This is a genomic window from Streptomyces sp. MS19 (genome assembly GCF_047200595.1).
In the GTDB taxonomy this organism is placed as follows: domain Bacteria; phylum Actinomycetota; class Actinomycetes; order Streptomycetales; family Streptomycetaceae; genus Streptomyces.
On record NZ_JBJZOH010000056.1, the window covers coordinates 1 to 23,971 of the forward strand.

General features: G+C 73.8%; 23 protein-coding genes. 4 read left to right on the top strand and 19 right to left on the bottom strand.

Annotated elements, in window-relative coordinates:
• Nucleotides 1–138 precede the first annotated feature (138 nt).
• The 14 genes from nusB to ACL02R_RS28280 all read right to left on the bottom strand — a co-directional run bounded on the left by nusB (nt 139) and on the right by ACL02R_RS28280 (nt 13,268).
• Nucleotides 139–564 carry a transcription antitermination factor NusB gene (nusB, locus tag ACL02R_RS28215; protein ID WP_362968471.1) on the bottom strand — a complete coding sequence of 142 codons (426 nt, stop codon included), beginning with the start codon at nt 562–564 and terminating at the stop codon, nt 139–141.
• A gap of 2 nt (nt 565–566) precedes the next feature.
• A complete protein-coding gene (efp, locus tag ACL02R_RS28220; protein WP_412799798.1) occupies nt 567–1,133 on the bottom strand; it encodes an elongation factor P in 567 nt (188 codons plus the stop codon).
• Nucleotides 1,134–1,206: 73 nt separating this feature from the next.
• Nucleotides 1,207–2,349, bottom strand: coding sequence for an aminopeptidase P family protein (locus ACL02R_RS28225; protein WP_412799799.1), 1,143 nt, complete (start codon nt 2,347–2,349; stop codon nt 1,207–1,209).
• Nucleotides 2,350–2,438: 89 nt separating this feature from the next.
• On the bottom strand, nt 2,439–3,221 hold the full coding sequence (locus ACL02R_RS28230; protein ID WP_412799816.1) for an AAA family ATPase: 783 nt from the start codon (nt 3,219–3,221) through the stop codon (nt 2,439–2,441).
• A gap of 103 nt (nt 3,222–3,324) precedes the next feature.
• Nucleotides 3,325–3,765: a type II 3-dehydroquinate dehydratase gene (gene aroQ, locus ACL02R_RS28235; RefSeq protein ID WP_398843589.1), complete on the bottom strand. Its 441-nt coding sequence runs from the start codon at nt 3,763–3,765 to the stop codon at nt 3,325–3,327.
• Nucleotides 3,762–4,862 (bottom strand): 3-dehydroquinate synthase, encoded by a 1,101-nt coding sequence (gene aroB / locus ACL02R_RS28240; RefSeq protein ID WP_412799800.1) that lies wholly within the window; start codon nt 4,860–4,862, stop codon nt 3,762–3,764. The genes aroQ and aroB overlap by 4 nt, the downstream gene beginning before the upstream one ends.
• Nucleotides 4,859–5,377, bottom strand: coding sequence for a shikimate kinase (locus ACL02R_RS28245; RefSeq protein ID WP_412799801.1), 519 nt, complete (start codon nt 5,375–5,377; stop codon nt 4,859–4,861). Before ACL02R_RS28245 ends, aroB begins: the two co-directional genes overlap by 4 nt.
• Nucleotides 5,374–6,558: a chorismate synthase gene (aroC, locus tag ACL02R_RS28250; protein ID WP_412799802.1), complete on the bottom strand. Its 1,185-nt coding sequence runs from the start codon at nt 6,556–6,558 to the stop codon at nt 5,374–5,376. The genes ACL02R_RS28245 and aroC overlap by 4 nt, the downstream gene beginning before the upstream one ends.
• Before the next feature lie 127 nt (nt 6,559–6,685).
• Nucleotides 6,686–7,507 carry a shikimate dehydrogenase gene (locus ACL02R_RS28255; RefSeq protein WP_412799803.1) on the bottom strand — a complete coding sequence of 274 codons (822 nt, stop codon included), beginning with the start codon at nt 7,505–7,507 and terminating at the stop codon, nt 6,686–6,688.
• On the bottom strand, nt 7,504–9,276 hold the full coding sequence (gene mltG, locus ACL02R_RS28260; protein ID WP_412799804.1) for an endolytic transglycosylase MltG: 1,773 nt from the start codon (nt 9,274–9,276) through the stop codon (nt 7,504–7,506). The genes ACL02R_RS28255 and mltG overlap by 4 nt, the downstream gene beginning before the upstream one ends.
• 88 nt (nt 9,277–9,364) lie before the next feature.
• The gene (gene ruvX / locus ACL02R_RS28265; RefSeq protein ID WP_412799805.1) at nt 9,365–9,829 is read right to left on the bottom strand and encodes a Holliday junction resolvase RuvX; all 465 of its coding nucleotides are present in this window, start codon (nt 9,827–9,829) and stop codon (nt 9,365–9,367) included.
• Complete coding sequence (alaS, locus tag ACL02R_RS28270) at nt 9,829–12,498, bottom strand: alanine--tRNA ligase (RefSeq protein ID WP_412799806.1); 2,670 nt, start codon at nt 12,496–12,498, stop codon at nt 9,829–9,831. The genes ruvX and alaS overlap by 1 nt, the downstream gene beginning before the upstream one ends.
• Nucleotides 12,498–12,821, bottom strand: a complete 324-nt coding sequence (locus ACL02R_RS28275; RefSeq protein WP_412799807.1) for a DUF6167 family protein — start codon at nt 12,819–12,821, stop codon at nt 12,498–12,500. The genes alaS and ACL02R_RS28275 overlap by 1 nt, the downstream gene beginning before the upstream one ends.
• 6 nt (nt 12,822–12,827) lie before the next feature.
• Complete coding sequence (locus tag ACL02R_RS28280) at nt 12,828–13,268, bottom strand: DUF948 domain-containing protein (RefSeq protein WP_362968485.1); 441 nt, start codon at nt 13,266–13,268, stop codon at nt 12,828–12,830.
• 219 nt (nt 13,269–13,487) lie between these two features.
• On the opposite strand from ACL02R_RS28280, the gene ACL02R_RS28285 reads away from it, so the two are divergent.
• Nucleotides 13,488–15,779, top strand: a complete 2,292-nt coding sequence (locus ACL02R_RS28285) for an ATP-binding protein (RefSeq protein ID WP_412799808.1) — start codon at nt 13,488–13,490, stop codon at nt 15,777–15,779.
• On the opposite strand, the gene rpsD is transcribed toward ACL02R_RS28285, so the two are convergent.
• Nucleotides 15,767–16,378 (bottom strand): 30S ribosomal protein S4, encoded by a 612-nt coding sequence (gene rpsD, locus ACL02R_RS28290; RefSeq protein ID WP_362968487.1) that lies wholly within the window; start codon nt 16,376–16,378, stop codon nt 15,767–15,769. The two genes, ACL02R_RS28285 and rpsD, sit on opposite strands and share 13 nt — an antisense overlap.
• 55 nt (nt 16,379–16,433) lie before the next feature.
• Here rpsD and ACL02R_RS28295 point away from each other — a divergent pair, with 55 nt between their 5' ends.
• Nucleotides 16,434–17,300 carry a DUF2470 domain-containing protein gene (locus ACL02R_RS28295; RefSeq protein ID WP_412799809.1) on the top strand — a complete coding sequence of 289 codons (867 nt, stop codon included), beginning with the start codon at nt 16,434–16,436 and terminating at the stop codon, nt 17,298–17,300.
• Nucleotides 17,301–17,307: 7 nt separating this feature from the next.
• On the opposite strand, the gene ACL02R_RS28300 is transcribed toward ACL02R_RS28295, so the two are convergent.
• The 4 genes from ACL02R_RS28300 to ACL02R_RS28315 all read right to left on the bottom strand — a co-directional run bounded on the left by ACL02R_RS28300 (nt 17,308) and on the right by ACL02R_RS28315 (nt 21,487).
• Nucleotides 17,308–18,660 (bottom strand): replication-associated recombination protein A, encoded by a 1,353-nt coding sequence (locus ACL02R_RS28300; RefSeq protein WP_412799810.1) that lies wholly within the window; start codon nt 18,658–18,660, stop codon nt 17,308–17,310.
• Between the two features lie 67 nt (nt 18,661–18,727).
• On the bottom strand, nt 18,728–19,369 hold the full coding sequence (locus ACL02R_RS28305) for a vitamin K epoxide reductase family protein (protein ID WP_412799811.1): 642 nt from the start codon (nt 19,367–19,369) through the stop codon (nt 18,728–18,730).
• A 118-nt stretch (nt 19,370–19,487) separates the two neighbouring features.
• Nucleotides 19,488–20,768, bottom strand: a complete 1,281-nt coding sequence (hisS, locus tag ACL02R_RS28310; RefSeq protein WP_412799812.1) for a histidine--tRNA ligase — start codon at nt 20,766–20,768, stop codon at nt 19,488–19,490.
• Nucleotides 20,769–20,779: 11 nt separating this feature from the next.
• Nucleotides 20,780–21,487, bottom strand: a complete 708-nt coding sequence (locus tag ACL02R_RS28315; RefSeq protein ID WP_412799813.1) for an MBL fold metallo-hydrolase — start codon at nt 21,485–21,487, stop codon at nt 20,780–20,782.
• 140 nt (nt 21,488–21,627) lie between these two features.
• On the opposite strand from ACL02R_RS28315, the gene ACL02R_RS28320 reads away from it, so the two are divergent.
• Together ACL02R_RS28320 and ACL02R_RS28325 are read left to right on the top strand one after the other, a co-directional pair.
• Nucleotides 21,628–22,488, top strand: coding sequence for a peptidylprolyl isomerase (locus ACL02R_RS28320; RefSeq protein ID WP_412799814.1), 861 nt, complete (start codon nt 21,628–21,630; stop codon nt 22,486–22,488).
• A 207-nt stretch (nt 22,489–22,695) separates the two neighbouring features.
• Nucleotides 22,696–23,925, top strand: coding sequence for a DUF349 domain-containing protein (locus ACL02R_RS28325; protein ID WP_412799815.1), 1,230 nt, complete (start codon nt 22,696–22,698; stop codon nt 23,923–23,925).
• Nucleotides 23,926–23,971 lie beyond the last annotated feature (46 nt).

Here is a 23,971-nt window from a genome sequence, read left to right on the forward strand (position 1 = left end):
CTCCCGGGGTCGGGGGGAGGTGGGGGGCCCCACCGCGCGGTGGGGCCCCGTACTGCCATACGGCCCGGTGAGGTCGTCCTGTGCTCGTCCCGTGCCCCTGGGGCCCGTGTGGAGGCTCCTCGGCGGCTCCGGCGACGCTCAGCGACGCAGGGAGGGCTTGAGGTCCTTCAGACGGCCCAGCAGCCCGTTCACGAACGCGGGGGACTCGTCCGTCGAGAACTCGCGGGCGAGCTGCACGGCCTCGTCCAGCACCACGGCGTCGGGAGTGTCGTCCTCCCAGATCAGCTCATAGGCGGAGAGCCGCAGGATGTTGCGGTCGACCACGGGCATGCGGTCGAGCGGCCAGCTGACGGCGTACTGGGCGAGCAGCTCGTCGATCCGCGCGGCGCGGGGCTCGTAGCCCTCCACCAGGGTGCGGGTGTACTCGCTGACGGGCGGCTGCCGCTCGTCGGAGCGCGACAGGGTGACCCAGCCGGCGAGCACCTCGGTCGGCGGGACACCGCGCTGGTCGGCCTCGAAGAGGATTTGCAGGGCTCGTTTGCGGGCCTTGCTGCGGGCGGCCACGGTTAGCTGTTCACCCGGCCGAGGTAGTCACCTGAGCGGGTGTCGACCTTGATCTTCTCGCCGGTCGTGATGAACAGCGGGACGCCGATCTCGTAGCCGGTCTCCAGACGCGCCGGCTTGGTGCCACCGGTCGAGCGGTCGCCCTGCACACCGGGCTCGGTGTACTCGACGACGAGCTCGACGGCCGCGGGCAGTTCGACGAACAGCGGGTTCTCGTCGTGGATGGCCACGGTGCAGTCCTGGCCCTCCAGAAGGTAGTTGGCGGCCTCGCCCACGGTCTCCGGGGTGACGTAGAGCTGCTCGTACGTCTCGGTGTCCATGAAGACGAAGTCGGTGCCGTCCTTGTAGGAGAACTGCATCCCGCGCCGGTCCACCGTGGCCGTGTCCACCTTGGTGCCGGCGTTGAAGGTCTTGTCCACCACCTTGCCGGAGAGCACGTTCTTGAGCTTGGTGCGGACGAAGGCGCCGCCCTTGCCGGGCTTGACGTGCTGGAACTCGACTACGGACCACAACTGGCCGCTGTCGAGCTTGAGCACCATGCCGTTCTTGAGGTCGTTCGTGGTGGCCACGGTTGCGGAATCTCCTACGGACTGCTGCTGGGGGGAGACCACGGTCCCCCCGCGCGGCTGCCCCCGGACGGGGTCACAGGGCGAGGAGTTCCTTGGTCGTGATGGTGAGTAGCTCGGGTCCGCCGTCCGCCGGTGGGCGGACGACGAGCGTGTCGTCGATCCGGACACCGCCCCGGCCTGGAAGATGGACCCCCGGCTCGACGGTGACCGGCACACAGGGGCCAAGTCTACCCATGGCGGCAGGGGACAGCCGAGGGTCCTCCCCGATCTCCAGGCCGACCCCGCGGCCCGTCACGGGCCCGAGGGCCCCGCCGTGCCCGGCCGCCGTGATGACGTCCCTGGCCGCCCGGTCCACGGCCCGCAGCTCCGCGCCGGGCGTGAGCGCCTCCCTGGCGGCCCGCTGGGCGGCGAAGACGACCTCGTACAGCTCGATCTGCCAGTCGGCCGGCGTCGTGCCGATGACGAACGTGCGTCCGATCTGGCACCGGTAGCCCCGGAAGCTGGCGCCGAGCCGCACGGTCAGGAAGTCGCCCTCCTCGACCCGCCGGTCCGTGGGCCGGTGCCCCGCGAGACCTGAGTGGCCGCCGGTGGCGACGGAGGTGGGGAACGCGGGGCCGTCCGCGCCGTGGTCGACCAGCCGCCGTTCCAGTTCGAGGGCCAGGTGGCGCTCCGTCCGGCCGACGAGGATCGACTCCAGCAGCTCCCCCAGGGCGCGGTCGGTGATCTCGGCGGCGCCCCGCAGGGCGGCGATCTCGTCCTCGTCCTTCACGAGCCGCTGCCGCTCCACGGCGCGGTCCAGGTCCGTGAGGGCCGCGCCCGGCGCGACGGCGGCCAGCGCCCGGTGCCGCGCCACCGTCAGATGGTGCTCCTCGACGGCGACCGAGGTCACGCCCGTCCCGGCGGCCATCCGCACGGCGGCGACGGCCGGGTCCTCGCCCGCCTCCAGGATCACCAGGCGCAGCCCGGAGTCCTCGGCCGCCCCCGGGTCGGGCCACCTGGCGCCCGGCCGGCGGGCGCCGACGGGGTCGACCGTGGGGTCGCGGTGGGCGAGCAGGACGTCGTCACCGCCGGGGCCGAGCAGCAGGACCGCCCCCGCGGGCGCCGGGCCCGCGAGGTAGCGGACGTTGGCCGGTCTTGTCACGACGACGGCGTCCGGCCCCGCCGGAGCGGAGCGGGCACGCAGCTGTGAGCGCCGGCCGGCGAGTACCTCGGACATGCACCGAGCCTACGCAGCGCGCGCCGGGACGGCCGTCCCGACGCGTCCGGACGAGCGGGCGCGCGGGCGCGTGTGCCGTCGTGCGCCCCTCACCACTGCGGCGGGCTGGTGAGGCTGCGGGCGACGGCCTCGTCGAGCATCCTCGCGGTGGTGGCCACGTCGTGCCGCGAGTTGTCGATGATGGGCAGGCCCGAGCCGTACCAGCCGGCCATGCGGCCGTGGATGGTGGCCACCTCCTCGTCGGAGAGGCGGCGGGTGCCGGTGCGGGCGGCGTTGCGTTCGAGGACCACGTCGAGCCCCGGCAGCAGCACGACGGGGATGAGCCCGGGGCCGACGTGCCGCTTCCAGCCGCCGAGGCCGACGGCGGGCCGGTCGGGGAAGACGGCGTCGTCGAGGATGCAGGAGATGCCGTTCGCCATGAAGTTCCGCGCGGCGAAGCCGCAGGTGCGGCGGGCGAGGCGGTACTGGGCCTCAGAGCGGTCGTTCCACCCGGCGCGCGGGTCGGCGAACCCGGCGCGCACCCACTCGCGCACGTCGTCAAGGCTGATGTGGGCGGTCGGGACGGGCCTGCGCTCCGCCCAGTGGCGGGCCACGGTGGTCTTCCCCGCGCCGGCCGGCCCGATCAGCAGGACCGCGACACCGGCGTGCGCGGCGTCGGGCACGGCCGCGCCGGGTGCGGCCGCCGCGGCCGGGATCACGGCCCCGGGCGGCAGCTGGACGTGTCCGCTCGTCTGGCCGTCGGCCGGTGCCGCGGGCGGCACCGGCATGGCGCCGGGCTGATGCATCAGCTCCCCCACCTGGGTGTCCGTGCGCGGCCGGACGGCTCGCGCATGTCTTCGAGCGCTCCACACGGTACCGGGCGTCCGTGTCAGCCCGTGACCGCTGGGATCGCTGTGATCGCGGTGCTCTCTCTGATTCCCGCTCTCCCGTCCGGATCAACGCGCGGGACGGCCCCGGGGTGCCGCGCCGGGCGCGTCAGTCGGCCAGCTCCTCGGCGACGGCGCGCAGCGCGAGGACGTACGAGCCGATCCCGAAGCCCGCGACGGTGCCGCTGGCGACGGAGGCGACCACCGAGGTGTGCCGGAACTCCTCGCGCCGGTGCGGGTTGGAGATGTGCACCTCGACCAGCGGAGCCGTGCGCTGGGCGGCGGCGTCGCGCATGCCGTACGAGTAGTGGGTGAACGCGCCGGGGTTCAGGACGACGGGGAGCGCGCCGTCGGCGGCCTCGTGCAGCCAGCGGATCAGCTCGCCCTCGTCGTTCGTCTCGCGCACCTCGACGTCGAGCCCGAGCTCCTTCCCGGCCGCAGTGCAGCGCTCGACCAGCCCGGCGTACGAGGTGGAGCCGTAGACGTCCGGCTCGCGGGAGCCGAGGCGGCCGAGGTTGGGGCCGTTGATGACCAGGACGCGGCGGCTCATGCGGCGATCTCCGCGTGCGCGGCCAGCAGCATCGCCGGGTCGGGGCCCTCCAGGACGGCCGGTCTCGCCAGGCCGTCGAGGACGATGAAGCGCAGCCGGTCGCCGCGGGTCTTCTTGTCGATCCGCATGGTGTCCAGCAGCCGGGGCCACTGGTCGCCCCGGTAGGTGACGGGCAGGCCGACCGAGGTGAGGACGGCGCGGTGCCGGTCGGCGGTGGCGTCGTCGAGGCGGCCCGCGATGCGGCCGAGTTCGGCGGCGAACACCATGCCGACGGAGACGGCGGCGCCGTGCCGCCACGTGTAGCGCTCGTTCTTCTCGATGGCGTGGCCGAGGGTGTGCCCGTAGTTGAGGATCTCGCGGCGCCCCGACTCGCGCAGGTCCGCGCTGACGACCTCGGCCTTGACGCGGACCGACCGCTCGATCAGCTCGGCGGTGAACGGGGCGTCGGGCCGCCGCGCCGCCCCCGGGTCGGACTCGATCAGCCGCAGGATCTCCGGGTCGGCGATGAACCCGGCCTTGATGATCTCGGCGAGCCCGGACACGTAGTCGTGCACGGGCAGCGAGTCGAGCGCGGCGAGGTCGCACAGGACCCCGGCGGGCGGGTGGAAGGCGCCGACGAGGTTCTTGCCCTCGGCGGTGTTGATGCCGGTCTTGCCGCCGACCGCCGCGTCCACCATGCCGAGCACCGTCGTCGGGACGGCGATCCAGCGCACGCCGCGCAGCCATGTGGCGGCGACGAAGCCCGCCAGGTCGGTGGTGGCGCCGCCGCCGACGCCCACCACGACGTCGCTGCGCGTGAAGCCGGTCTGGCCGAGCGCCTTCCAGCAGTACGCGGCGACCTCGGCCGTCTTGCTCTCCTCGGCGTTCGGCAGCTGGATCGCGATGGCCTCGTACCCCTGGTCGGCGAGGTCCTGCCGCAGCACCTCGCCGGTCTCGGCGAGCGCCTCGGGGTGCAGGACGGCGACCCGGCGGGCGGCGGGGCCGATCAGCCCCGGCAGCTCGCCGAGCAGGCGCCGGCCGATGAGGACGTCGTACGGGGTGGTCCCGTCCTGGCCGCCGACGGTGACGGCGGCCGGCTTCTCCTCGGGGGTGGTCATGCTGTCGTGGGCTCCAATGCGTCGAGCACCGCCTGGACGACCTCGTCCGGGGTGCGGTCGGCGGTCGTGACGACCGCGCGGGCGACCTCGGTGTACAGGGGCCGGCGCTCCTCCATGAGGGCGCGCCAGCGCTGGCGGGGGTTGATGGCCAGCAGGGGGCGGGAGGCGTCGAGCCCGACCCGCTTCATCGCCTCGGCGAGCGGCACGTCGAGGAAGACCACCGGCAGGCCGGCCAGCAGGGCGCGGGTGCCCGGGTCGAGGACGGCGCCGCCGCCGAGGGAGACGACGCCGTCGTGCCCGGTGACGGCGGCGCGGACGGCCGCCGCCTCCAGGGCGCGGAAGCGTGCCTCGCCGTCGTCGAGGAAGATCTCGGAGACGGTCTTGCCCGCGGCGCGCTCCACGTCCGCGTCGGTGTCGCGGACGGTGCGGCCGAGGCGTGCGGCCAGGAGCGCGCCGACGGTGGACTTGCCGGACCCCGGGGGGCCGACGAGGATCGCGGCGGGGCCGGCGGTCACCTGACCTCCAGGGAGCTGAGGAAGCCGGTGACGTTGCGCCGCGTCTCGGGGACGCTGTCGCCGCCGAACTTCTCCGCCACGGCGTCCGCGAGCACCAGCGCGACCATCGCCTCGGCGACGATGCCCGCGGCGGGCACCGCGCAGACGTCGGAGCGCTGGTGGTGCGCGCGTGCCGTCTCGCCGGTGACGACGTCCACGGTGGCGAGGGCGCGCGGGACGGTCGCGATGGGCTTCATCGCGGCGCGTACGCGCAGGAGTTCGCCGGTGGTGAGGCCGCCCTCGGTGCCGCCGGAGCGGCCGGAGGCGCGGCGGATGCCGTCCGGGGTGGCGACGATCTCGTCGTGCGCCCGCGAACCGGGGACGCGGGCGAGGCCGAAGCCGTCGCCCACCTCGACGCCCTTGATGGCCTGGATGCCCATCAGCGCGCCCGCCAGCCTGGCGTCGAGCCGCCGGTCCCAGTGGACGTGCGAGCCGAGGCCGACCGGGACGCCGTACGCGAGGACCTCCACGACGCCGCCGAGGGTGTCGCCGTCCTTGTGCGCCTGGTCGATCTCCGCGACCATCGCGGCGCTCGCGCCCGGGTCGAGGCAGCGCACCGGGTCGGCGTCGAGGCGTTCGGTGTCGGCGGGGGTCGGCAGGTCGCCGTGCGGAGCCCCGGCCGCGCCGAGGCCGACCACGTGGGAGACGATCTCGATGCCCGTCGTCTCCTTGAGGTAGGAGCGGGCGACCGCGCCGAGGGCGACGCGGGCCGCCGTCTCACGGGCGGACGCGCGTTCCAGGATGGGGCGCGCCTCGGCGAAGCCGTACTTCTGCATGCCCGCGAGGTCGGCGTGGCCGGGGCGGGGGCGGGTGAGCGGCGCGTTGCGGGCGAGCGCGGCCAGTTCGGCCGGGTCCACCGGGTCGGCCGCCATGACCTGCTCCCACTTGGGCCACTCGGTGTTGCCTACCATGACGGCCACCGGGGAGCCGAGCGTCAGGCCGTGCCGCACGCCGCCGAGGAAGGTGACCTCGTCCCGCTCGAACTTCATGCGGGCGCCCCGCCCGTAGCCGAGCCGACGCCGCGCCAGCGCGTCCGCCACCATGTCCGTGGTGACGGGGACGCCGGAGGGCAGCCCCTCCAGCGTCGCCACCAGTGCGGGTCCGTGCGACTCCCCCGCGGTCAGCCAGCGCAGCCTGCTCAACGGTGCTCCTTGGGATGCCTCGTGCGATTCCTCGGCCGGGACGGCCCTGCCGGTCTTGCCGCACGATCCTCCCATGTCCGCCCCGGGCGGCCCGCGGGCTGTCTGACCCGCGAGACGGCCCGGCGGGTCAGTGGGCCGCGAGCGCGCTCCCGCCCGCCTCGCGCATGGCGGCCAGCGGGGCGGCGGGGACGCCCGTCATCCGCTCGACCTGGAGGACGGCCTGGTGGACGAGGAGGTCGAGCCCGCCGACGACCGGGCCGCCGCGTTCCGCCCACGCGGCGGCCAGGGGGGTGGGCCAGGGGTCGTACAGCACGTCGAAGAGCGTCCCGGGGCGCTCGGGCACGGCGGCGGCCAGGGCGTCGGTGGCGCCCGCCGGGGTGGTGGCGACGACGAGGGGGGCTGTCAGGCCCTCGTGGGCGCGGGACCAGTCGGCGGTCGCGACGGGGACACCGAGGCGTTCGCCCCAGCCGCGCATCTCGGCGGCGCGGGCGGGCGAGCGTACGTACGCGGTGACCTCGCCGTCGCAGACGCCGGCCAGGGCGGCGAGGGCCGAGGAGGCGGTGGCACCGGCGCCCAGGACGGCGGCGCGGCCGACGCGGGTGACGCCCCGTTCGCACAGGGCGGCGGCGATGCCGGGGATGTCGGTGTTGTCGCCGACGCGGCGGCCGTCGGGGGTGAACAGGACGGTGTTCACTGCCTCGACGGACGCGGCGGCCGGGCCGATCTCGTCCAGCAGCGGGATGACGGCACGTTTCAGCGGCATGGTCAGCGACAGGCCGGCCCACTCGGGTCCGAGACCGGTGAGGAACGGCGCGAGCGTGCCCTCGTCGATCTCGAAGCGGTCGTAGGTCCAGTCGGTGAGGCCCAGCGCGCGGTAGGCGGCGCGGTGGAGCACCGGGGAGAGCGAGTGGGCGATCGGCGAGCCGAGGACGGCGGCGCGGCGGGTCATCCGTCGCCCTGCCGCTGCGCCTCGTTGAAGTCCTCGCGGTTGCGGTCGTGCTCTTCGTAGTCGTCGGTGAAGCGGGTGTCGCCGGGGGTGACGGTGACGAAGTAGAGCCAGGGGCCGTCCTCCGGGTTGAGCGCCGCCTCCAGTGCCTGGTGGCCCGGGTTCTCGATGGGGCCCGGCGGCAGGCCGTACTCCTCGTAGGTGTTGTACGGGGAGTCGACCTCCGTGTCCTCCAGCGAGACGTCGAGCGTGGAGCGGTTCAGCGCGTAGTTCACCGTCGAGTCGAACTGGAGCCTCATGTCGATGTCGAGGCGGTTGTAGATCACGCGCGAGACCTTGCCGAACTCCTCGTCCGCCTGGGCCTCGGCCTGGATGAGGGACGCGATGGTGAGTATCTCGCGCGGGCTGCGGTCCAGTCCGGCCGCGGCGTCCTCCAGGTCGATCTCGGTGAACTCGGCCTCGGCGCGCTGCACCATCTGCGTGAGCAGGTCCTCGGGGGTGGTGCCCTCGCCGACGTCGTAGCGCGCGGGCCACAGGAAGCCCTCGATGTCGCCCTCGGCCCAGTCGGGCAGGCCGAGGTCGGCGGTCTCCGCGACCTCGGCGGTGGTCCCCTCGTCCAGGCCGAGCCGTTCGTCGACGATGGTGTAGATGTCGGCGGCGCGCTCGCCCTCGGGGATGATGAGCGCGTTGGCGCCAGGGCCTTCGAGCATCAGCGCGACGGCGGCCTCGGCGGACATCTCGTGGCGCAGCGTGTAGATGCCCACCTCGATGCCCCGGTCCCCGGCGGCGGCGACGAAGGCGTCGTGGCTGGCGACGATGCCTTCGTTGCGCAGCCGGTTGCCGATGTCGGAGAGGGTGTCGCCGTCCTCCACGGTGAACTCGACCTCGCCGGTGCCCTCGCCCGAGAAGTCCGCCGGGGGGCCGAAGCGGTCCTGGTAGAAGCCGTAGCCCCAGTACGCGACGCCGCCGAGGGCGCCGACGACGAGGACGGCGGCGACCATGCAGCCGCAACCGCCGCGGCGGCGCTTCTGCTTGTCGCCCTTGCCGTCGTCGTCGGTCCTGCCGCCCCTGCGGTCGGCGCGGTCGTCGGTGTCGGACCAGTCGTCGTCCCGCTTGGAGAAGAAGTCGCTCTCGCCCTGGTCGGGTCCAGGGTCCCAGCCCGTCTCGGGGTCGGGCGAGGTGTCGGGCGGGCTGTCGGGCGCGGTGTCGTGACGGCGCGGGGCCGGGGGCCTCGGCTCGGCGGCGGGCGCTCCCGCACCGGGTGCCTCTCCCTGCTGGAACGCGGCCTGCTGGTACGGGTCCTGCGGGTAGGGCTGCTGCCCGTGCTGCTGGGCCTGCTGCTGCATCTGCTGCTGACCCTGCTGATAGCCCTGCGCGGCGTACGGGTCCTGATACGCGTCGGCACCGTACCCGGCGGCCTGCTGCCCGGCGTACGGGTCGTCGGCGTAGAACTGGCCCGTCTGGTCGTACTGGCCGTCCTGGTACTGGCCGCCGTACTGCTCGGCGCCGTACTGACCGCCGTTGCCGCCCTGGTCCCAGGCGCCCTGCTGACCGTAGTACTGCTGCTGGCCGTGCTGACCCTGCTGCCCGTACTGGGGGTCGTATCCCTGGCCCTGCTGGTACTGCTGCTGGCCGTACTGGTCCCAGCCGTCCTGCTGTCCCGGCTGGGGAACGCCCTGGCCCTGCTCCGCCGCCCAGTCGCGCTCCCCGTACAGCGGATCGTTGTCCGGGTACCACGGTTCGGGGCCAGGCCCCCGGCCATACTCAGTCATCGATCCCCTTGAGACGCAAGACGGCGGTCGGCGCACCCCCCGGAAACCGGCACGACTGCCCTTGGCGCGGAACGTTACCGTATCGCGATCAGACAACCACTTCGACGCACTGCCCCGGTGGCTGCCCCGAAGTCCGCTCGCTCTCCAGGGCGCTTTGCAGGATAACGACCGCCGCGGCCTGGTCGATACGCGCACGCCCCTTGCGGGACGAGACCCCCGCCGCCCGCATGTCACGGGCGGCGCTGACCGTGGACATCCGCTCGTCCACCAGCCGGACCGGCACCGGGGCGACCCGCCGCGCCGTCTCCCGCGCGAAGGCGCGGACCCGGGCGGCGGCGGGGCCCTCCCGGCCGTTCAGCGACCGGGGCAGGCCCATCACCACCTCGACCGGCTCGTACTCGGCGACGAGTTCCGCCAGCCGCCGCTGGGCGCCCTGCACGTCGCGCCCCGGGACCGTCTCCACCGGCGTGGCCAGGAGCCCGTCGGGGTCGCAGCTCGCGACCCCGATCCTGGCCTCGCCGACATCGACGCCGAGCCGCCTGCCGCGTCGCATCACGCGGCTTCCGCGACCAGCCGCTCGACGGCCGCCAGCGCCTCGTCCACGGCGGCCGGGTCCTGGCCGCCGCCCTGCGCGACGTCCGGCTTGCCGCCCCCACCGCCGCCGAGCGCCTTCGCGGCGACGCGCACCAGGTCACCGGCCTTCAGGCCCCGTCCGCGCGCGGCCTCGTTGGTCGCGACGACGGTGAGCGGGCGCCCGTTCACCACGGTGAACAGCGCCACCACGGCCGCCCGGTCGCCCGGGACGCGGCTGCGGACGTCGAGGACGAGGCGGCGCAGGTCGTCGGCGGTCGTGCCGTCCGGCACCCGCCCGGCGGCGAACGCGATGCCGCCGATGTCCTGCGCGGCGGCGGCGAGGCCGCCCGCGGCCTCCAGCACCTTCTGGGCGCGGAACCGCTCGATCTCCTTCTCGGCGTCCTTCAGCCGCGTGAGCATCCCCGAGATGCGCTCGGGAAGTTCCTCGGGCCGCCCCTTCACCAGCTCGGTGAGCTGGGCGACGACCGTGTGCTCGCGGGCCAGGAAGCGGTACGCGTCGGCGCCGACCAGGGCCTCGACGCGGCGCACGCCCGAGCCGATGGACGACTCGCCGAGCAGCTTCACGAGGCCGAGCTGCGCGGTGTTGTGCACATGCGTGCCGCCGCACAGCTCCTTGGAGTAGTCGCCGATGGTGACGACGCGCACGCGCTCGCCGTACTTCTCGCCGAACTCGGCGATGGCGCCCTGCTTGCGCGCCTCGTCCATCGACATCACCTCGGCGGTGACGTCGAGCTCCCGGGCGAGGACCTCGTTGATCTTCTGCTCGACGTCGGCGAGCACCGTGCCGGGCACGGCGGTCGGGGAGCCGAAGTCGAAGCGGAAGCGGCCGGGTGAGTTCTCCGAGCCGGCCTGCGCGGCGGTCGGGCCGAGGGCGTCGCGCAGCGCCTGGTGGGTCAGGTGCGTGGCGCTGTGGGCGCGGGCGATGGCACGGCGGCGCGCGAGGTCGATGCGGCAGTCGGCGGCGACGCCGAGGGTCACCTCGCCCACCTGCACGACGCCCTTGTGCACGAACACCCCGGGCACCGGCTGCTGCACGTCGCGGACCTCGACCACGGCGCCGGAGGACAGCCGGATGCGGCCGGTGTCGGCGAGCTGGCCGCCGCCCTCGGCGTAGAACGGGGTCCGGTCGAGGACGATCTCGACCTCGTCGCCCTCGGTGGCGGCCGGGGCGGGCACGCCGTCCACGAGGACGCCGACGACCGTGGCCTCACCGCTGGTGTGCGCGTAGCCGATGAACTCGGAGGGGCCCGCCGAGTCCGCGACCTGCCGGTAGGCGGACAGGTCTGCGTGGCCCTGCTTCTTGGCGCGGGCGTCCGCCTTGGCGCGGTCCCGCTGCTCCTTCATCAGCCGCCGGAACCCGGCCTCGTCCACGGACAGGCCCTGCTCCGCGGCCATCTCCAGGGTGAGGTCGATCGGGAAGCCCCAGGTGTCGTGCAGCAGGAACGCCTTGTCCCCGGCGAGCACGCCGCCCCCGGCCGCCTTCGTCTCGGTGACGGCGGTGTCGAGGATGTTGGTGCCGGCCTTGAGCGTCTTGAGGAACGCCGCCTCCTCCGCGAGGGCGACCGTCTCGATGCGCCTGCGGTCGGTGAGCAGGTCCGGGTACTGCTCCCCCATGGTGGCGAGGACGACGTCCACCAGGTCGCCGACGACCTCGCCGGTGGCGCCGAGGATGCGCATGTTGCGGACGGCGCGGCGCATGATGCGGCGCAGGACGTAGCCGCGGCCCTCGTTGCCGGGCGTGACGCCGTCGCCGATCAGCATGACGGAGGTGCGCATGTGGTCAGCGACCACGCGCAGGGACACGTCGCTGTCGCCGCCGGCGCCGTACGCGACGCCGGTCAGCTCCCCGGCGCGGTCGATGACGGCGCGCAGGGTGTCCGTCTCGTACATGTTGTGGACGCCCTGGAGGACCATCGCCAGGCGTTCGAGGCCGAGGCCGGTGTCGATGTTCTTGGCGGGCAGTTCGCCGAGGATCGGGAAGTCCTCCTTGCCCTCGCCGGCGCCGCGCTCGTACTGCATGAACACGAGGTTCCACAGCTCGACGTAGCGCTCGTCGTTGACGGCGGGGCCGCCCTCGGGGCCGAACTCCGGGCCGCGGTCGTAGTTGATCTCGGAGCACGGGCCGCAGGGGCCCGGGACGCCCATCGACCAGAAGTTGGGGCCCATGCCGAGGCGCTGGATGCGCTCGGCGGGCACGCCCACGACGTCGCGCCAGATGCGCTCGGCCTCGTCGTCCTGCTCGTAGACGGTGATCCACAGGCGCTCGGGGTCGAGCCCGTAGCCGCCGTCGGCGACGGAGGACGTCAGCAGCTCCCAGGCGAGCGTGATGGCGCCCTCCTTGAAGTAGTCGCCGAACGAGAAGTTGCCGCACATCTGGAAGAACGTGCCGTGCCGCGTCGTCTTGCCGACCTCTTCGATGTCGGGCGTGCGCACGCACTTCTGCACGCTCACCGCGCGCGGGTGCGGCGGGGCCGCCTCGCCGAGGAAGTACGGCTTGAACGGCACCATGCCCGCGGGGACCAGCAGCAGCGTCGGGTCGTCCGCGATCAGCGACGCCGAGGGCACGACCGTGTGCCCGCGCTTCTCGAAGAAGCTCAGCCAGCGGCGGCGGATTTCAGCCGACTCCATCAGTGGTCCCTCTTCTCGGTGTGACGGCTCATGGGGTCTGACGACCCGCGGGGTGACGGGGGGAGCGCGCGTGCGGGCCCGGCGGCATCGGTGGTCTCGGCGTCGAGGCCCAGGGCGTCGTTCAGCTCGGACTCGCGCTGCGCCATGCCAGCCCGCACGTCGAGCGCGAAGCCGCGCGCGCGGCGGCCGGCCGCCGCGGCGCGGCCGGCGGCCCTGACGGCGAGGCTCTCGGGCGCGAGGCCGCGCAGCGTGCGCTGGACCTTGGTGGTGGCCCAGACTCCGGCGGCTGCGCCGGTCGTGAACCAGAAGGCGCGGCGGATCACGGTGGGTCAGTCCTTTCCTGGCCGCCCGGCACGGCGGCGCCGGGGTCCCGGCAGTACGCGGCCGGGCACGGTGCGGAGGGTGGGTGACGGCTCGTCGGCGGCGCGGCGGCGTGCCAGCGCACGGCGTACGCCGTAGCCGAAGGCGGCGACCTTCACGAGCGGCCCGCCGAACGTGGTGGCCACGGTGGCGGAGAGCGCGGAGGCGCTGGCGGCGACGTCCTCCACGTCGGCGGCGATGGTGTCCACCCGGTCGAGCTGCGTCTGCGCCGAGCGGACGGTCGCGGACGCCTCGCCGAGGAGCGGCACGGCGCGGTCGGTGACCTCCTCCAGCATCCGTGTCGCGGCGCGCAGCGCCTGCGCGAGACGGACGAGCGCGACGGCGAGGAAGGAGACGAGGATGGCCCAGAAGACGGCCACCAGCAGGCCGGCCACTTCTCCACCGGACACGAACGCACCGCTTCCCTCGTACGGGTTTCGGACAGGCATCGGGTGATGCCGGGTTCTGTCGCCGTCCGCCGGGGCCCGGCGGGCCGCTCCGCGCGGCGGCGGCAGGCCCCGACCCTATCGCGCCCGCCGCCCGCGCTCGTACCGCATTCCACCCGCCCGGGACAAGCGGCGCGACCAGAATTGTACGTTCTGCATATCGACCAGTACGCTGCGTGTTTCATGCGAGGCTTCCATGACTCCGAGTCGCCGGCCCGGGACGCTCCGGGTATCGGGCGCAGGCCGGGCAACATCCCGGCGGAACTGACGGCCTTCATCGGCCGCCGCGCCGAGACCACCGCGGTGAAGCAGCAGTTGACGCGTTCGCGGCTGGTCACCGTGACCGGCGCGGGCGGCGTGGGGAAGACCAGAGCCGCGCTGCACGCCGCCCGCCAGTCACAGGAGCGCTTCTGTGACGGTGTCTGGCTGGTGGAGCTGGCGTCGGTCCGGGACCCCGACCTGCTGGCGCACACCGTCGTCGAGGCGCTCGGCATCATCGACCATTCGAGGCGGCCGCCGCTCACCGTGCTGACGGACCACCTGGCGGACCGGCGGCTGCTGCTCGTGCTGGACTGCGTCGAGCACCTGGTGGAACCGTGCGCCGAGCTGGTCCACGAGCTGCTGCGCCACGCGCCCCGGCTGCGCGTGCTGGCCACCGGGCGCAGGCCGCTCGGCGTGGCGGGCGAGACGCTGTTCCCGCTCGGGCCGCTCACGGCCACACCGCCGGGACCGCCGCCCGCCGCGGCGGCGGTGAGCGAGCCGGACGGCGGCCGCCCGCTGGAGGAGGCCGCAGAACTGTTCGCGGCGCGGGCCGGGGCGGTCGTGCCCGGCTTCGCCGTGACGGACGACAACCGGCGGCTTGTCGAGGAGATCTGCCACCGCCTCGACGGCATCCCCCTCGCCCTCGAACTGGCGGCGGGGCGGCTGCGCAGCCTCTCGCTCGAACAGACCCTCACGCGTCTCGACGACCGGTTCCGGCTGCTGGTGGGCGGGGTCAGGGGCGCGCCCGCGCACCACCAGACGCTGCGTACCGCCGTCGGCTGGAGCCACGAGCTGTGCACGCCGCAGGAACGGCTGCTGTGGGCCCGGCTCTCGGTCTTCGCCGGCGACTTCGACCTGGACGCGGTGGAGTACGTCTGCGGCGGTCCGGAACTGCCGCCGGACGAGGCGCTCGACGTGCTGTCCGAGCTGGTCGCGCAGTCCGTCGTGAGCAAGGAGGAGACGCGCGCGGGGGTCCGCTACCGGATGCTCGACACGCTGCGCGCGTACGGCGCCGACTGGCTGGAGGCCACCGGAGACGCCGCCAGGATGCGCCGCAGGCACCGCGACTGGTGCACGGGGCTCGTCACCTACTGCGAGCTGGAGTGGTTCAGTTCGCGGCAGGCGGAGGTGGCGGTCCGGCTGGACGCGGAGATGCCCAACCTGCGGGCGGCGCTGGAGTACGCGCTGGAGGACGAGGAGGACGGCCGGTACGCGCTGCACCTCGCCGCCACCCTGTGGTTCTGCTGGGTGGGCTGCGGCCGGATCGCCGAGGGGCGGCACTGGCTGGACCGCGTGCTGGAGCTGGAGACCGACCACGAGGACGCCCGGCTGAACGCGCTGTGGGTCTACGGCTATGTCGCCGTCCTCCAGGGCGACACGGTGGGCGCGCTCAGCGTGCTCCAGGAGTGCGGCGAGGGCGCCGAGCGCACGGGCAACCGGCTCGCAGCCGCGTACGCCGTGCATCTCAACGGCTGCCTGGCGCTGATCAGCGACGAGATGCCGCGCGCCGAACTGCTGCTCGCCGAGGCGCTGCGGCGGTACGAGGACATGGGCACGTTCAACAGCAACGTGCTCGTGGGCCGTTCCGAGTACGCGATGGCCATCGCCTTCCAGGGCGACCTGGAGCGGGCCGTGGAGCTGTGCGAGGAGGTCAGGCAGGCGTGCGAGGACAGCGGGGAGCAGTGGGCCAGCGTCTACGCGCTGTACGTGCTCAGCTTCGCGGCCTGGCAGCGCGAGGAGACGGCGGCGGCGCGTGAGCTGATGGAGAACTCGCTGCGCGTCAGCCACACGTTCCGCGACCTGGTCGGAACGGTGCAGTCCGTCGAGATGATGGCGCTGATCACGGCGACCGAGGGCGACGCGGCCGAGGCGGCGGTGCTCCAGGGCGCGGCGAGCAGGCTGTGGCGCTCGGTGGGCATGCCGCTGTTCGGCTCCGAGTACTTCATGTACCCGCACAACGAGTGCGAGCGCATGGTGCGCGAGGCCCTGGGCGCGGCGCGGCAGCGCGAGCTGCAGAAGGAGGGCGAGCGGCTCGGCATGGACGAGGCCGTCGCCCGCGCGCTGTACCGCAGGTCGGTGGCGGGGGCGACGCGCGGCGCCGCGGCGGGGTCGCCCGTACGCCCCTCGCAGCTGGGCGGGAACCGGCTTCCCGCGCCCGCCGCGTCCCGTGCGGACGACGGGGAGGCGGCGGGCGGGGCGGCTCAGCGGGCGTAGTACTCGACGACGAGCTGCTCGTCGCAGATGACCGGGATCTCGGACCGGTTGGGGTCGCGGTCGAGGCGGAAGGCGAGGGCCTCCAGGTTGACCTGGAGGTAGCGGGGGGTCTCGCCCTCGCCCGCGTACCCGCCCTCGCGGGCGACCAGGAACGGGTGCTTCTCGCGGCTGCGCTCGCGGACGCTGACGACGTCCTCGGGCCGGACGCGGAAGGACGGCTTGTCCACCTTGCGGCCGTTGACCGCGATGTGGCCGTGCACGACCATCTGGCGCGCCTGGTAGATGGTGCGGGCGAGCCCGCTGCGCAGCACCAGGGCGTCGAGGCGGCGCTCCAGCTCGATGATCAGGGCCTCGCCGGTCTTGCCCACCACCTTGCGGGCGCGGTCGTAGGCGCGGGCCATCTGGCGCTCACTGATGTCGTACTGGGCACGGAGCCGCTGCTTCTCCAGCAGGCGGACCTTGTAGTCGCTGTTCTGCTTGCGGCCACGCCCGTGCTCGCCCGGCGGGTAGGGACGCTTCTCGAAGTACTTGACGGCCTTCGGGGTGAGCGCGATACCGAGGGCGCGCGACTTCTTGACCTTGGGACGCGACTGGTTCACGTTGAACGAACCTCCGTGTAAGTTAGGTGAGGCTTACCTTAGCTGAGGAGTGCGCATGATTCGACCTGGGAGCCCCATGTCCGGCATCGGGAATCGAAGCCGGGAGGAGGGTCAGCCGCGTCCCGGTGGCGAAGCGGTCGCCCGGCAGCCTTCGGCGGCCGAGCGTGTACGCACCCTGGTCGAGTCAACCGCATCCGCGGCCCTCACCATTCCGGGCGCCGACCTCGGGGACCTCGGGCACGGGGTGCCGCAGGCACGCGTCGTCACCCCCTCGGGAGACGTGTTTCTGCTGGTCCCGGCCGATTCGCCGGTCGCGCGGGCCGTCGCGCACGCGCAGGACGACGACGTGACGGCAGTGATGGAGATCACGGATGTCGCACCCGTCTCGGTGCCCCACCGCATCCGCGGGCGGAGCTGCGTGGCGGGCTGGCTGACGTCCGTCCGCGATCACGAGGAGCACTGCGCCGCCGCCCGGCTGCTGGCCGAGCGGCACCCGGCGGGGCCGGTGCCAGGCGAGGACTGGGCGCTGCTGCGCCTTGAGGTCGGCGAGGCCTACGCGGACGACCTGTGGGGCCAGGCGCACGTGGAGCCGGAGGAGTTCGCCGGGGCCGCGGCCGATCCGCTGGCGCGCCACGAGGCCGACCTGCTCCAGCACCTCGCCGCGGCGCACGCGGAGCAGCTGCGGACGCTGTGCACGCTGCTGGGCGACGTCGAGGGCACGGAGGGCACGGACGGCGCCGGGGGCGGGTGCCAGGCGTGGGACAGCGTCGTCCCGCTGAGCCTGGACCGCTTCGGGCTGCGCGTGCGGCTGCGGGCGGCGGACTCGGTGTGGGACGCGCGCTTCGATTTCCCGGAGCCGGTGGGGGACATCACGGGGCTGCGCAGGGCGATGCACCGTCTGTTCGAGGCGGCGGCCTCCTGACGGCCGGTCAGTCCTCGCCGGACAGGCGGCGGCGGACGCGCGCCAGGACCTCCGTGTACCGCGCCTCGGCGCCGTGCGTCGTCGGACGGTAGTAGCGCTTGTCGCGTACCGCGTCGGGCGCGTACTGCTGGGCGGCGATGCCGCCGGGGATGTCGTGCGGGTACTGGTAGCCGGAGCCGTGCCCGAGCTTGGACGCGCCGCCGTAGTGGCTGTCCCGCAGGTGCGCCGGTACGGGTCCGGCGAGCCCGGCCCGTACGTCCGCCTGCGCCTCGCCGATGGCGACGACCGCCGCGTTCGACTTGGGCGCGAGCGCGAGGGCGATGGTGGCGTGGCTCAGCGTGATGGCGGCCTCGGGGAAGCCGATCATGGCCACGGCCTGGGCCGCCGCCACGGCTGTCTGGAGGGCCGTCGGGTCGGCCATGCCGATGTCCTCGCTGGCCGAGATCATCAGCCGCCTGGCGATGAAGCGCGGGTCCTCCCCCGCCTCGATCATCCGCGCCAGGTAGTGCAGGGCGGCGTCCGCGTCGGAGCCCCTGATGGACTTGATGAGCGCGCTGGCGACATCGTAGTGCTGGTCGCCGTCCCGGTCGTACGTGACGGCCGCCCGGTCCACGGCCTGCTCCATGGTGGCGAGCGTCAGCTCCTCCTCACCCTTGGCCAGCGCCGCGCCCGCCCCCGCCTCCAGGGCGGTCAGCGCACGGCGCGCGTCGCCGCCGCCGATCCGCAGGAGGTGGGCCTCGGTGTCCCCGGGCAGCGTCACGGCGCCGCCGAGGCCCCGTTCGTCGGCCACCGCGCGGCGCAGCAGCCCGCGCAGGTCGTCGTCGGTGAGCGGCTCCAGGGTGAGGAGCAGTGAGCGGGACAGGAGCGGGGAGATGATCGAGAAGTACGGGTTCTCCGTCGTGGCGGCGATCAGCGTCACCCAGCGGTTCTCGACGGCCGGGAGCAGGGAGTCCTGCTGCGCCTTGCTGAAGCGGTGGATCTCGTCCAGGAAGAGGACGGTGTCCTTCCCGTACGCCCCCGAGGAACGCCGCGCGCCGTCGATGACGGCCCGCACCTCCTTGACGCCCGCGGTGATCGCCGACAGCTCCACGAAGCGCTTGTCGGTGGCCTGGCTGACGACGTAGGCAAGCGTCGTCTTGCCGGTGCCGGGCGGGCCCCAGAGGATCACGGACGAGGGGCCGGCGGGCCCTCCCCCGCCCTCGCCGACGAGGCGGCGCAGCGGCGCACCGGGCCGCAGCAGGTGCCGCTGGCCCACGACCTCGTCGAGGGTACGCGGGCGCATCCGTACGGCCAGCGGGCGCGCGGACGGGTCCTTCTCGGCACGTTCCTCGGCCGCGGCGGTGAACAGATCGGGCTCCACGACATCCGACCCTAAGCCACCCCGCTGACAGCCGGGCTCCCGGTGCCGTGACCTGCGGGGACGGCGCTCAGCTCGTCCAGAAGTCCCACCAGCGGGTCAGGATCAGCATGCCGATGATCCCGACGTGGAGGACGGGCAGGAGCCAGTGGAACTCGTCCAGGAACCGCCGGGCGCCCGCCGGGGCCGGCAGCACGCCGTGCCGGACGTTGTGCACCGTCGTGTACCAGAACATGGTGATCGTCGCGACCCACGCGAGGCAGCACCACAGGCACAGCGCGTTGATCTCGTACAGCGACTGGTACTGGAGCCAGGTGCAGAAGGCGACGCCGAAGAACGTGCCGCCCTGGAGCCCGAGCCAGAACCAGCGCCCGTACCGCGCGCCCGCCAGGAGGCCCATGCCGATCGCGATCACCGCGCCGTAGGCGGCCAGGCCGAGCATCGGGTTCGGGAAGCCGAAGACCTGGGCCTGGTCGCTCTCCATGATCGAGCCGCAGGAGACGACCGGGTTGAGGCTGCACGCCGGGGTGTAGTCCGGATCCTCCAGGAGGTGGAACTTGTCCAGCGTGATGACCCAGGACGCCAGCAGCCCGGCGGCGCCGGTGACCACCAGCAGCAGCGCGAACCAGCGCGGCGCGCCCGTGCCCGGCCGCCGGCCTGGCTCCACCTCGGAGCCGCCCGTCCGCACCTCGTCCACAGCCGAAGCCGCCATCCCGCCCATCCGTTCCTTCGACGTCACCGGTCGGGGACCGGGTACGGACGGCCGGTCTGCCCGTACCCAGCCATTCTGCCCCAGTGACGCAGCAGTCGCGGAACGGTGGCGGACCCCGTCAGACGCCCGCCGCGCCGTCGGACAGCCGGGCCGCCAGCTCGTCGGCCAGGCCGTCGAGCGCGACCGGTGCCTGCTCGCCGCTGTCGAGGTCCTTGACCTGGACGACGCCTTCGGCCAGGTCGCGCTCCCCCGCGACGACGGCGAAGCGCGCGCCGCTGCGGTTGGCGGCCTTCATGGACGCCTTGGCGCTGCGCCCGCCGTACGCGAAGTCCGCCGCGACACCGGCACGCCGCAGCTCCGTGACGACGCCGAACAGCGTCCGCCGCGCCTCCTCGCCCAGCGGCACCGCGAAGACGTCGGTGCCGGCGGGCACCGGCAGCCCGACGCCCTCGGCGCGCAGCGCGAGCACGGTCCTGTCCACACCGAGCGCCCAGCCCACCGACGGCAGGGGCGGGCCGCCGATCAGCTCGGACAGGCCGTCGTACCGCCCGCCGCCGCCGACCGCGGACTGGGAGCCGAGCCCGTCGTGGACGAACTCGAACGTGGTCCTCGTGTAGTAGTCGAGGCCGCGCACGAGCCTCGGGTCGTCGGTGAACGCGACGCCCGCCGCGGTGAGCAGCTCGCGCACCCGCTCGTGGTACTCCTTGCACGACTCGCACAGGTGATCAACGAGGAGCGGGGCCCCGTCGAGCTGACGCTGCACGTCGGACCGCTTGTCGTCGAGGACGCGCAGCGGGTTGATCTCGATGCGGGCGCGGGTCTCCTCGTCCAGGTCGAGGCCGCGCAGGAAGTCCTGGAGCGCGGCGCGGTACGCCGGGCGGCACTCGCGGTCGCCGAGGGAGTTGAGCAGGAGGCGTACGCCGGACAGGCCGAGCGCGCGGTACGCGTCGGCCGCCAGGATGACCAGCTCGGCGTCGAGCGCCGGGTCCTCGGCGCCGATCGCCTCGGCGCCGACCTGGGAGAAGTGGCGATAGCGCCCGGCCTGCGGGCGCTCGTACCGGTAGTAGGTGCCGGAGTACCAGAGCTTGACGGGCAGGTTCCCGGCGCGGTGGAGGTTGGCCTGGAGCGCGGCGCGCAGGACGGAGGCGGTGCCCTCGGGGCGCAGCGCCAGGTGCGTGCCGCCCTTGGTGGTGAGGGTGTACATCTCCTTGGTCACGATGTCGGTGGACTGGCCGACGCCTCGGGAGAACAGCTCGACGTGCTCGAATCCCGGCGTCTCCACGTAGCCGTAGCCGGAGCGCCGCAGCGGCGCGGCGATGGCCTCCCGCACCGCGAGGAATGTCGCGGAGTCGGGCGGCAGCAGGTCGTACGTGCCCTTGGGGGCGGAGAAGGTGCTCACGGAAGGGGTCTTCACATTCCTCGTCGCGGAGGCGCGGCGGCGCCCTGGCCGGCGGCCGTGTCCCGCAGGTACGGGTTGGTGGCGCGCTCGCGGCCGATGGTGGTCTGCGGACCGTGCCCTGACAGGACCACCGTCGAGTCGTCCAGCGGGAGGCACACGCGCGCCAGGGACCGCAGGATCTCGTCGGGGTCGCCGCCGGGGAAGTCGGTGCGTCCGATGGAGCCGGCGAACAGCAGGTCGCCCGAGAACAGGACCGGCGGGATGTCGGGCCGCTCGGGCAGCCGGAAGGTCACCGACCCCTTGGTATGGCCGGGCGCGTGCGCGACGGAGAACGAGAGGCCGGCCAGGTCGAGGCGCGCGCCGTCGGTCAGTTCCCGCAGGTCGTCGGGCTCGCCGACGGTCAGCTCGCCCATCAGCGGTTGCCCGATGCGGGCGCCGATGGCCTTCTCCGGGTCGGACAGCATGTACCGGTCCTCCGGGTGCAGCCACGCGGGGACGCCGTGCGCGCCGCAGACCGGGACCACCGAGGCGACATGATCGACGTGCCCATGGGTGAGAATGACGGCGACGGGCTTGAGCCGGTGTCTGGCGACGGCCTCCTCGACACCGGGCGCGGCCCGGTGGCCGGGATCGATGATCACGCACTCCTCGCCGGCGGCGGGCGCGACCAGATAGCAGTTGGTCCCCCAGGCTCCGGCGGGGAAGCCAGCGATGAGCACGATCGTCCTTCGGTCGTCGGCGGCGGTCCTGTCGTGACAGGAGCCTACCGGCGGCGGTGCAGCGCGGGCGAACCCGTATACGGTGACGCCACGACGGGTCCAGTCGCCGGTCGAGGACCGGCCGAGAGAGGGAGAGCGCGGTGTCCACCAAGGATCAGCGGCGCAAGCAGCTCGCACGGGCCAAATGGGAGCGGCAGCAGCGGCGCCGGGCTGTCAGGGCGCGCCGGAGCCGCCTGCTCCGGGTGCTCCTGTCGGCCCTGCTGGTGATCGTCGTGGCCGGGGGCGTGACCGCCCTCGTGCTGGTGAACCAGGACGACGAGGACCCGGCGCAGGACGCCGCGGCCGCGGCCTCGGAGGAGCCCACCACCGAGGCGAGCGACCCGCCCGAGGACCCGTGCGCGGCGCCCGCCGAGGGCGAGCCGTCCGGGGACCAGTGGGAGGAGGAGCCCGAGATGACGGTGGACACCGACGCCACGTACACGATGGCGCTGTCCACCACCTGCGGCGACATCGAGATCACGATGGACGCGTCCGTCGCGCCCCGCACCGTCAACTCGTTCAGCTTCCTCGCGGGCGAGGGCTTCTTCGACCACACGCGCTGCCACCGGCTCGTCACCGAGGGCATCCACGTCCTCCAGTGCGGCGACCCCGAGGGCACCGGCGCCGGCGGTCCGGGCTACACCATCCCGGACGAGAACCTGGACGCCCCCGAGATCGCCGACAGCGTGTACCCGGCGGGCACGGTCGCGATGGCCAACCAGTACGACCCGACGCAGGACCAGGGCCGCGACACCGGTGGCAGCCAGTTCTTCCTGGTCTACGAGGACAGCCAGCTCCCGCCGGACTACACCCCCTTCGGCACGGTGACGGCCGGCATGGACGTGTTGCAGACCATCGCGGAGACGGGCGCGGCCCCGGCGGACCCGGCGTCGGGCAACACCGCGCCGTACGCGACGGTGGTCATCGACGAGGCGACGGTGTCCAGGAGCGAGGGCGACTGAGGCCCCTCACCGGGGCGTACGGCGGGCCGTCCGCCGGGAAGTTCCGCCCGGCAAGGTGCGGACAGCCGGGCGGACTGTCGCCTATGTTGGCCTCTGCAAGGTGTCGGCACCGGCCGGGGGGACCCGGCAGCCGGTGGGACCGGGCGAGAAGTGTGGACGATGCCGGGGGCGTCACGCCCTGTCGCGCGCATCAAACGAGGAGGCGCTGTGAGCAGCGAGCCATGGGGCCGCGTCGATGAGACGGGGACCGTTTACGTACGGACGGCGGAGGGCGAGAAGACCGTCGGCTCCTGGCAGGCCGGGTCGCCCGACGAGGCCCTCGCCTATTACGAGCGCAAGTACGAGGGCCTCGTGGTGGAGATCGACCTCCTGGAGCGCAGGGTCAGGACGACCGACCTGTCCGCGAAGGACGCGACGGCCGCCATCGGGCACCTGCGCGAGCAGGTGGACGAGGGGCACGCGGTGGGGGACCTCGCGGCGCTCGCCGCGCGGCTCGACGGGCTGGTCGCGGTCGTGGACACCCGGCGCGAGGAGCGCAGGGCCGCCAGGGCGCGGCAGACCGAGGAGGCCAGGACCGCCAAGGAGGCACTGGTCGCCGAGGCCGAGGAACTGGCCGGGAGCGAGCAGTGGCGCAGCGCGGGCGACCGGCTGCGCGCCCTGGTGGACACGTGGAAGGGCCTGCCCCGGCTCGACCGGAAGACCGACGACGAGCTGTGGCACCGCTTCTCCCAGGCACGGTCGGCCTTCTCGAAGCGCCGCAAGACGCATTTCGCCGCGCTGGACTCGCAGCGCGAGGAGACGCGGCGGCGCAAGGAGAAACTGATCGCCGAGGCGGAGTCGCTCTCGGGCTCGACGGACTGGGGCACGACGGCCGCCAGGTACCGCGAGCTGATGGCGGAGTGGAAGGCGGCGGGCCGGGCGCAGCGTGACGCGGAGGAGGACCTGTGGACCCGCTTCCGCGCGGCGCAGGACGTCTTCTTCCAGGCGCGCGGCGGCGCGTTCGCCGAGCGGGACGCCGAGCAGCGGGACAACCTGGCGCGGAAGGAGGAGCTGGCGGCCGAGGCCGAGAAGCTCCTGCCGGTCACGGATCTGCGGGCCGCGCGGGCCGCGCTGCGGTCGATCGGTGAGCGCTGGGAGGCCGTGGGGCATGTGCCGCGGGACGCGCGGGCCGGGATCGAGGGCCGTATCCACGCCGTCGAGCGGGCCGTCGCCGAGGCGGAGGACGCCGAGTGGCGCCGGAGCAACCCGGAGGCGCGCGCGCGTGCCGCGGGGCTGACCGGTCAGCTCCAGGACGCGGTGGACCGGCTGCGGGAGCAGGCGGAGCGCGCCCGCGCTGCGGGCAACAACGCCAAGGCCGACAAGCTGGAGCAGGAACTGGCCGGGCGACAGGCGCTGCTCGACCAGGCGCTCAAGGGCCTCCAGGAGTTCGGCGGCTGACGCGGGGGCTCCCGCAGGCCCTGGGGGGGGGGGGGGGGGGGGGAGG

Bases quoted from the DNA above. Each gene is read 5' to 3' on its own strand.
- ACL02R_RS28225 (WP_412799799.1), bottom strand. From the start codon at position 2,349: ATGTCCGAGGTACTCGCCGGCCGGCGCTCACAGCTGCGTGCCCGCTCC.
- aroQ (WP_398843589.1), bottom strand. From the start codon at position 3,765: ATGAGCCGCCGCGTCCTGGTCATCAACGGCCCCAACCTCGGCCGCCTC.
- aroB (WP_412799800.1), bottom strand. From the start codon at position 4,862: ATGACCACCCCCGAGGAGAAGCCGGCCGCCGTCACCGTCGGCGGCCAG.
- ACL02R_RS28255 (WP_412799803.1), bottom strand. From the start codon at position 7,507: ATGACCCGCCGCGCCGCCGTCCTCGGCTCGCCGATCGCCCACTCGCTC.
- mltG (WP_412799804.1), bottom strand. From the start codon at position 9,276: ATGACTGAGTATGGCCGGGGGCCTGGCCCCGAACCGTGGTACCCGGAC.
- ruvX (WP_412799805.1), bottom strand. From the start codon at position 9,829: ATGCGACGCGGCAGGCGGCTCGGCGTCGATGTCGGCGAGGCCAGGATC.
- alaS (WP_412799806.1), bottom strand. From the start codon at position 12,498: ATGGAGTCGGCTGAAATCCGCCGCCGCTGGCTGAGCTTCTTCGAGAAG.
- ACL02R_RS28285 (WP_412799808.1), top strand. From the start codon at position 13,488: ATGCGAGGCTTCCATGACTCCGAGTCGCCGGCCCGGGACGCTCCGGGT.
- ACL02R_RS28295 (WP_412799809.1), top strand. From the start codon at position 16,434: ATGATTCGACCTGGGAGCCCCATGTCCGGCATCGGGAATCGAAGCCGG.
- ACL02R_RS28305 (WP_412799811.1), bottom strand. From the start codon at position 19,369: ATGGCGGCTTCGGCTGTGGACGAGGTGCGGACGGGCGGCTCCGAGGTG.